10 protein-coding genes and 1 pseudogene are annotated in these 7,540 nt (G+C 65.7%); 10 read left to right on the forward strand and 1 reads right to left on the reverse strand.

Features of this window, described 5'->3' with window-relative positions; translation table 11 throughout:
- Nucleotides 1-11: 11 nt before the first annotated feature.
- A complete protein-coding gene (aroB, locus tag VJV41_RS22050; protein WP_325337233.1) occupies nucleotides 12-1,109 on the forward strand; it encodes a 3-dehydroquinate synthase in 1,098 nt (365 codons plus the stop codon).
- Nucleotides 1,106-1,543: a type II 3-dehydroquinate dehydratase gene (aroQ, locus tag VJV41_RS22055; protein ID WP_325337235.1), complete on the forward strand. Its 438-nt coding sequence runs from the start codon at nucleotides 1,106-1,108 to the stop codon at nucleotides 1,541-1,543. Before aroB ends, aroQ begins: the two co-directional genes overlap by 4 nt.
- On the opposite strand, the gene VJV41_RS22060 is transcribed toward aroQ, so the two are convergent.
- Entirely contained in the window at nucleotides 1,540-2,118 is a 579-nt protein-coding gene (locus VJV41_RS22060; protein WP_325337237.1) for a B-4DMT family transporter, read from the reverse strand. The genes aroQ and VJV41_RS22060 overlap by 4 nt on opposite strands.
- Before the next feature lie 33 nt (nucleotides 2,119-2,151).
- Here VJV41_RS22060 and VJV41_RS22065 point away from each other — a divergent pair, with 33 nt between their 5' ends.
- The 8 genes and pseudogenes from VJV41_RS22065 to VJV41_RS22100 form a co-directional block, all read left to right on the forward strand.
- Entirely contained in the window at nucleotides 2,152-3,237 is a 1,086-nt protein-coding gene (locus VJV41_RS22065; RefSeq protein WP_325337239.1) for a Xaa-Pro peptidase family protein, read from the forward strand.
- A gap of 16 nt (nucleotides 3,238-3,253) precedes the next feature.
- Nucleotides 3,254-3,817, forward strand: coding sequence for an elongation factor P (gene efp / locus VJV41_RS22070; protein ID WP_325337241.1), 564 nt, complete (start codon nucleotides 3,254-3,256; stop codon nucleotides 3,815-3,817).
- A 32-nt stretch (nucleotides 3,818-3,849) separates the two neighbouring features.
- Entirely contained in the window at nucleotides 3,850-4,329 is a 480-nt protein-coding gene (gene nusB / locus VJV41_RS22075; RefSeq protein WP_325337243.1) for a transcription antitermination factor NusB, read from the forward strand.
- Nucleotides 4,329-4,871 carry a hypothetical protein gene (locus VJV41_RS22080; RefSeq protein WP_325337246.1) on the forward strand — a complete coding sequence of 181 codons (543 nt, stop codon included), beginning with the start codon at nucleotides 4,329-4,331 and terminating at the stop codon, nucleotides 4,869-4,871. The genes nusB and VJV41_RS22080 overlap by 1 nt, the downstream gene beginning before the upstream one ends.
- 160 nt (nucleotides 4,872-5,031) lie before the next feature.
- On the forward strand, nucleotides 5,032-5,919 hold the full coding sequence (locus VJV41_RS22085; protein ID WP_325337248.1) for a DUF559 domain-containing protein: 888 nt from the start codon (nucleotides 5,032-5,034) through the stop codon (nucleotides 5,917-5,919).
- 239 nt (nucleotides 5,920-6,158) lie between these two features.
- A complete protein-coding gene (locus tag VJV41_RS22090) occupies nucleotides 6,159-6,902 on the forward strand; it encodes a GntR family transcriptional regulator (protein WP_325337250.1) in 744 nt (247 codons plus the stop codon).
- Entirely contained in the window at nucleotides 6,899-7,126 is a 228-nt protein-coding gene (locus VJV41_RS22095) for a 4Fe-4S dicluster domain-containing protein (protein WP_067216303.1), read from the forward strand. Before VJV41_RS22090 ends, VJV41_RS22095 begins: the two co-directional genes overlap by 4 nt.
- A gap of 35 nt (nucleotides 7,127-7,161) precedes the next feature.
- Nucleotides 7,162-7,540: pseudogene (locus tag VJV41_RS22100) on the forward strand (ABC transporter substrate-binding protein); the annotation flags it as partial.

Consider the following 7,540-nt stretch of genomic DNA (forward strand, 5'->3'; position numbering starts at 1 on the left):
GGGACGCTGCCATGACTGAGCCCGTGACCGGCCCGGTCACCGTAGACGTACTCGTGGACCCGCCGTACCCGGTGATCATCGGCACCGGCCTGCTGGGCGAGCTACAACGCGTCCTCGACGGCCGCCACAAGGTTGCGATTCTGCACCAGCCGGTGCTCACGGAGACCGCCGAAGTGATTCGAAAGAGCCTGGCGGACAAGGGAACAGAAGCGCACCGCATCGAGATTCCAGACGCCGAGGCGGGCAAGGAGCTACCGGTCGTCGGGTTTATCTGGGAAGTGCTGGGCCGCATCGGCATCGGCCGCAAGGATGCGATCGTCAGCCTGGGCGGGGGAGCGGCCACCGACGTTGCCGGCTTCGCCGCCGCCACCTGGCTGCGTGGGGTGGACATCGTCCATGTGCCGACCACCTTGCTCGGCATGGTCGACGCCGCGGTCGGCGGCAAGACGGGCATCAACACCGACGCCGGCAAGAACCTGGTGGGCGCGTTTCATCAACCGGCCGCGGTGATCGTCGATCTTGCGACGCTGGAAACGTTGCCGCGCAACGAGATCGTCGCCGGCATGGCGGAGATCGTGAAAGCGGGCTTCATCGCCGACCCGGTCATCCTCGATCTGATCGAGGCCGACCCCCAAGCCGCGCTCGACCCGACGGGCGACATACTGCCCGAACTCATCCGGCGCGCGGTCGCGGTCAAGGCCGAGGTCGTCGCGGCCGACGAGAAGGAATCGCAACTGCGCGAAATCCTCAACTACGGGCACACTCTCGCGCATGCCATCGAACGCCGCGAGCGCTACCAGTGGCGGCACGGTGCGGCGGTCTCGGTGGGCCTGGTGTTCGCCGCCGAACTCGGACGGCTGACCGGGCGCCTCGACGATGACACAGCTGACCGGCACCGGTCGGTCCTCACCTCCTTGGGCCTGCCAGTCACCTACGACGCCGACGCACTGCCGCAGCTGCTCGAATACATGGCCGGCGACAAGAAGACCCGCGCGGGTGTGCTGCGCTTCGTCGTGCTCGACGGGCTGGCCAAGCCCGGCCGCCTGGAGGGTCCCGATCCATCACTGCTGGCGGCGGCCTACTCGGAGATCGGAGCGGTAGCGCAATGAGTTCAGTGACTGTGCAGGTGATCAACGGGCCCAACCTGGGTCGGCTCGGTCACCGCGAGCCCGAGGTTTACGGCAGCACCACACACGACGATCTTGTGGCGCTGGTCGAACGAGAAGCCGCGGAGATCGGCGTGAAAGCCGTTGTCCGCCAAACCGATAGCGAAGCCGAGCTGTTGGGCTGGATCCACGCGGCCGCGGACGCGGGTGAACCGGTGGTGCTCAACGCGGGTGCGCTGACCCATACGTCGGTGGCACTACGCGACGCGTGCGCCGAACTGAGCGCACCCCTGATCGAAGTCCACATTTCGAATGTGCATGCGCGCGAACAGTTTCGGCACCACTCCTACATCAGCGCCGTGGCGACCGGCGTGATCGTCGGGCTCGGCGTGCAGGGGTACGCTCTCGCGCTGCGCTATCTCGCCAGCCTCGGCTAGGAGTGGTCCTCACGACGCGCGGCGGCCTCGGTCGGCGCGGTCTCGGTGGTGTCTGCGCCGGGATGGCGGACGGCGGCGAACACGTCGGTGTCGGCCCGGTCTGCTTGGTCGGCAGCGGCTTCGGCGAGGCCGTGATGACGACGCGGCTGCTTCTCGAGGTTACGGTCGACGTACCAGCGGCCCAGCGAGACGCCGGCGATGGCGAACAGGAACACCAGCAGCGCGGTGAACGCGGCGAAGGTGGTGACCTCGTTGAGTAGCGCCTCGACATACAGGCTCTTGTAGAACAGCGAGATGAACCAGGCCACCACCCCGCTGACCACACCGGCGAACAGGCCCGCCAGCAGCCAGGTCATCGCCAGATCTCCGCGACGGTCGGGGTCGGGGTTGGCCCGCGCATCGGCCCGGCCGTCGATCAGCCCCCAGGCAAAGACCGCGATCGCGAATAGGATGATCAAGACGATGCTGATCAATCCCGCCTTGGTTTCCCACGCGTTGATCATCGCTCCCTGAAGCAATCGGACGATCACCATCAGGGCTGCGAACACCAATCCGCGCAGTAACCACTTACTCATGGGGCCACACCTTAGCGAGTAGCGTCAACGACCGTGACTATTTCTCAGCGCCGGGACCGGCTGCGTCAGCGGCTGGTTGCCGCCGAGCTGGACGCGATGCTGGTATCGGACCTGGTCAATGTGCGTTATCTGTCCGGCTTCACGGGGTCGAATGCGGCGCTGCTGATCCGTGCGGACAGCGAAACGCCGGTGCTGGCCACCGACGGCCGCTACCGCACGCAGGCGGCACAGCAGGCGCCCGACGCAGAGATCGCGATCGAGCGGGCGTGCGGGCCTCACCTCGCCGCGCGCGCCGCGGCTGACGGGGTGCTGCGGCTGGGCTTCGAAAGCCACGTGGTGACGGTCGATGCGTTCGCCATGCTTTCCAAGGCGGCCGGCGACCAGACGGAGCTGCGGCGGGCGGCCGGGATGGTGGAGGCGCTGCGCGAGGTGAAGGACGCCGGTGAGATCGCGCTGCTGCGGCTGGCATGCGAGGCGGCCGACTCGGCACTGGCCGACCTTGTCGAGCGCGGCGGGCTGCGCCCGGGCCGGACAGAGAAAGAGGTCGGGCGCGAACTCGAATCGCTGATGCTCGACTACGGCGCCGACGGTGTGTCGTTCGAAACCATCGTCGCCGCCGGCGCCAATTCGGCGATCCCACACCACCGGCCGACCGATGCGGTGCTGGCCGCTGGCGACTTCGTCAAGATCGACTTCGGCGCGCTGGTGTGCGGTTATCACTCCGACATGACCCGGACCTTTGTGCTGTCGCCGGTCGCGCAGTGGCAGCTCGACCTCTACGACCTGGTCGCCAATGCGCAGCGGGTGGGCCGCGAAGCGCTAGCGCCGGGGATGGTGCTCAAGGACGTTGACGCTGCCTCACGGCAGGTCATCGCCGACGCAGGCTATGCCGACAACTTCGGCCATGGTCTCGGTCACGGCGTCGGTTTGCAGATCCACGAAGCGCCGGGAATCAGCGCCAGCTCCGCCGGTACACTGCTTGCTGGCTCGACGGTGACCGTGGAGCCCGGTGTCTACCTGCCCGACCATGGCGGTGTCCGAATCGAGGACACGCTGGTCGTGGGCGAGAGAGCGCCCGACTTGCTTACCCGGTTCCCCAAGGAACTGGCCATCCTCTGAAGGAGAACAACCGACTGTGGCATCGACCGCCGACTTCAAGAATGGGCTCGTCCTGCAGATCGAAGGCCAGCTGTGGCAGATCGTCGAGTTCCAGCACGTGAAACCGGGCAAGGGGCCGGCCTTCGTGCGGACCAAGCTGAAGAACGTGCTGTCCGGCAAGGTCGTCGACAAGACCTACAACGCCGGCGTGAAGGTGGAGACCGCGACCGTCGACCGGCGCGACGCCACCTACCTATACCGCGACGGCTCCGACTTCGTGTTCATGGACTCGCAGGACTACGAGCAGCATCACCTGCCGGATTCCCTGGTCGGTGACGCCTCCAAGTTCCTGCTGGAGAGCTTGCCGGTCCAGATCGCGTTCCACGATGGCGCGCCGCTGTACCTCGAGCTGCCGGTGACCGTCGAACTGGAGGTCACCCATACCGAACCTGGACTGCAGGGTGATCGGTCCAGTGCAGGCACCAAGCCCGCGACGGTTGAGACCGGCGCCGAGATCCAGGTTCCGCTGTTCATCAACACCGGCGACAAGCTCAAGGTCGATTCGCGCGACGGCAGCTACCTCGGCAGGGTTAATGCCTGACGGCTGTGTTTCCGATCGGGAAGCCAGGCTCCATGCCTGACCGTCGAGGCGACCGGGGCCGGCATCAGGCCCGCAAACGCGCCGTCGACCTGCTGTTCGAGGCAGAGGCGCGGGGGATCACCCCGGCCGAGGTCGCAGAGTCACGAAATGCCTTGGCGGAGAAGGAAGCCGACGTCTCGCCGCTCAACCCATACACCGTGACAGTCGCGCGAGGGGTGACCGAGCATGCCGCCCATGTCGACGACCTCATCTCGGCGCACCTGCAAGGCTGGACGCTGGACCGGTTGCCGGCGGTGGACCGCGCGATCCTGCGCGTGGCAGTGTGGGAGCTACTGCACGCCGACGACGTTCCTGAGCCGGTTGCCGTGGACGAGGCCGTAGAGCTGGCCAAGCAGTTGTCGACCGACGACTCACCGGGTTTCGTCAATGGCGTGCTGGGCCAGGTGATGCTGGTGACACCACAGATCAGGGCGGCGGCGGCCGCCATGAGGGGTACATCGGACGGGACATAATGGGCGTACCGCAGGACTGGGCACCGTACTCGAGCGTGGAAGAAGCGGCCAAGGTCTACCTGCGTGACCCCGATCTGGCGCTGGACCAAATTCGTTCGGTCGTAGACCTTCCCACGATCAAATCGTTCATCATGTCGCGCGGATTCACCGACGAGTCGTGGGGTGAGGCGCTGTGGCAGGAGGTGGTGCTCACCGACGCGCACCGGCTCATCATGTGGCGCGCGGACGACGAGATGTCGAACTCCGGTGAACGTGAACGCCGAGTCCTCAACGCGTCGGTGCGCACGATCCTGTTGTCGTCGATCACCGACCAGGTGCTCACCGCCGAATACGAGCGCCTCGACGACGGCACACGTCGGCTCTCGGAGGTGCGGCTGAGGATGTACACCCAGCTGGTGACGCGCTCCCGGCAGAAGTCGGCCACCGAAACCGATATCTACTGTGAGTCGTTCCGCTACAACAAGTCTGTCGACAACGGCGGCCTCGCCCAGATGCAACGCTTGCTGCAGTTCGGTCGCGTGTTGTCCCGCTGCATCCAATAGCCCATCTTCCGCGAGCGTGCGTGCCTGTACATCGACACGCCGACAAATGCGGTCATTTCACGCACGCTCGCGCGCACTGATTGTGCACAGTCGCCCACTCATCCACAGATGACCCATCACGTGCTGCCGCGGCCGTGGGGTGGCTTCGATGATTCACAGCATGAATCCGCACATTCAAGAGCTTCTCGACAAGCAAGGCGGCGTTGCCAGCAGCGGGCAGCTTCTCGGCCTCATGACGAGGCGTCGGTTCAACAGTGCAGTCAATTCCGGTGTCTTCGAAAGGATTTGGCAAGGCGTCTACTGCCTGGGTGAGCCCACGGACGAACTGAGACTACGCGGACTGGATTTGTCGAGCGGCAAGACGGTTCCAGTGTGCCTTGGCACTGCGGCCGCCATATTTGGCTTCGACACCGAGGACACCATCGATCTGCACGTGCTCAATCCGCACGGTGGTCAGATCAGAAGCGCCGACGGGTTGGTGGTGCATCGGCGCGACGGCGCTCCGCTCGTGACGGTCAATGGGCGGCTTGTCACGTCTGCCGCTTGGACCGCGGTTGAGGTCGCCCGTGGGCTTCGGCGTCCGAGGGCACTAGCCACCCTGGACGCGGCCATGCGTAGCGAAACCTGCACCCGCGGTGAGCTCTGGCAGGCGGCCGTAGAGCAGGCCGGTCGGCGGGGCATCGTCGCGGTGCGCGAACTGATCGCGCTCGCCGATGCGCTCGCGGAGTCGCCGATGGAGAGCGAGGCTCGGCTCGTGATGTTCGACGGCGGCCTACCGGCTCCTACGCTGCAGTACGAGATCATCGATGGCAACGGCGAGTTACGACGCGTCGACTTCGCGTGGCCAGAGCAGCGGGTCGCGGTGGAGTATGACGGGCTCGATTGGCGCAGCGATCCCGAAGCCATGTGGCGAGACCGTAGGCGTCGCGCGGCGCTCGAAGATGTGGGTTGGGTCGTCATCTCCATTGTGTTCGAAGACGTCCGGAAGCGGGCGTGGGAGTTCGTTGACCGCATCGATGCGCAGTTGCGTCGCGTTCGTGCGGCGTGACGGTGCGCTAACTGCGCGCGAATGCCGGCGTGTCGGCGTACAGACACGCACGGTCGCGGTTGTGGGACTTTCGCTCAGCGCGATTGTTAATTCTTTGCTTTGCCTGGGTGGCGCAATAGCGACGTCGCCGCGAGCTTTAGCCTGGTAGTCGTCGGTGCCCGGCGGCGTATTGAGTCAACTTGCCTTGACGTCAGTTTCAGCGCGGTGCACATCGCCTGCCCGGCTCTTACCGTAACTGCGTGTCGCAAGCCGAACCGACGCCGATCCGGCGGCCACGGGCAGATCGCGCCCGCCAGGTCGCCGACGTACTGCGGCATCAGATCCACGGCGGTGCGTATGACGGCGGTCTGCCCACCGAGGCGGATTTGGCCGCCGAATTCTTCGTCTCCCGCAACACGATTCGTGAGGCGCTCGGCGTACTCAAGAACGAAGGATTGATCGACCGAGGCCCAAAGGTCGGCACGCATGTCGCCGTCCGCAAGTACGACCATGGCCTGGACGCGCTGGTCGGCCTGAAGGAGACGTTCAAGGACTACGGCGAGGTGCGCAACGAGGTCAGGGCCGTGCTGCATCTGGCCGCGCCCCCCGCGGTGGCCCGGCGGCTGCGGCTTCAGCCCGGCGAGCAGGTCGTCTACATCGAGAGGCTGCGTTACCTCGGGGACCTTCCGCTGTCGCTCGACCTCACCTATCTGACCCCCGATATCGGTGCCGAGATCCTGCAGCACCCGCTGGAAACCAACGACGTCTTCGCGCTCATCGAAGCGGTCACCGGGCAGCGGCTCGGTTCGGCGACCCTGGCGCTGGAAGCCGTTTCAGCCGACCCGCATTCGGCGGCGACGCTTGCGGTGCCCGACGGCGCGGCACTGCTCATGCTGGAACGCCTCACCAGCCTCGACGACGGCAGGCCCGTCGATCTCGAATACATCCGCATGCGCGGTGACCGAATCACCATGCGCGGCAACCTGATCAGGAGTGAACCATGACGCTGGTGAACCAACGGGCCGACGTGCCGGTGACGATCGACGAGTCCCTGTGCATCGAGGGCTGCACGCTGTGCGTCGACATCTGTCCGCTCGACTCCCTGGCGATCAACCCCGACAACGGCAAGGCCTTCATGCATGTCGACGAGTGTTGGTACTGCGGACCCTGCGCGGCACGCTGTCCCACCGGCGCCGTCACTGTCAACATGCCCTACCTGATCCGCTAAGGACTGAATCCACAATGAAAGAAACGCTCCGCCACATGTCGCCGCCGTCGCGGCTCCGGCTTGTCGCCCTGGCCGCCGGGCTCGCCATCGTCGCCTCGGGCTGCTCTCTGGACTCGGCGACCCAGTCTTCGGGCAATGTCGTCAACGTCGTCATCGGGTACCAGTCCAAGACCATCAACACCGTCACTGCCGGCACCCTGCTACGGGCCCAGGGCTATCTGGAGCGTCGGCTGAACGACATCACCACACGCACCGGGACCAAGTACAACGTGACGTGGCAGGACTACGACACGGGAGCCCCGATCACGGCGCAGATGGTCGCCGAGAAGATCGACATCGGGTCGATGGGCGACTACCCGATGTTGATCAACGGGTCCAAGACTCAGGCCAACGAGCGGGCCCGCACCGAGATCG

Source organism: Mycobacterium sp. (assembly GCF_035274705.1).
Taxonomy (GTDB): domain Bacteria; phylum Actinomycetota; class Actinomycetes; order Mycobacteriales; family Mycobacteriaceae; genus Mycobacterium.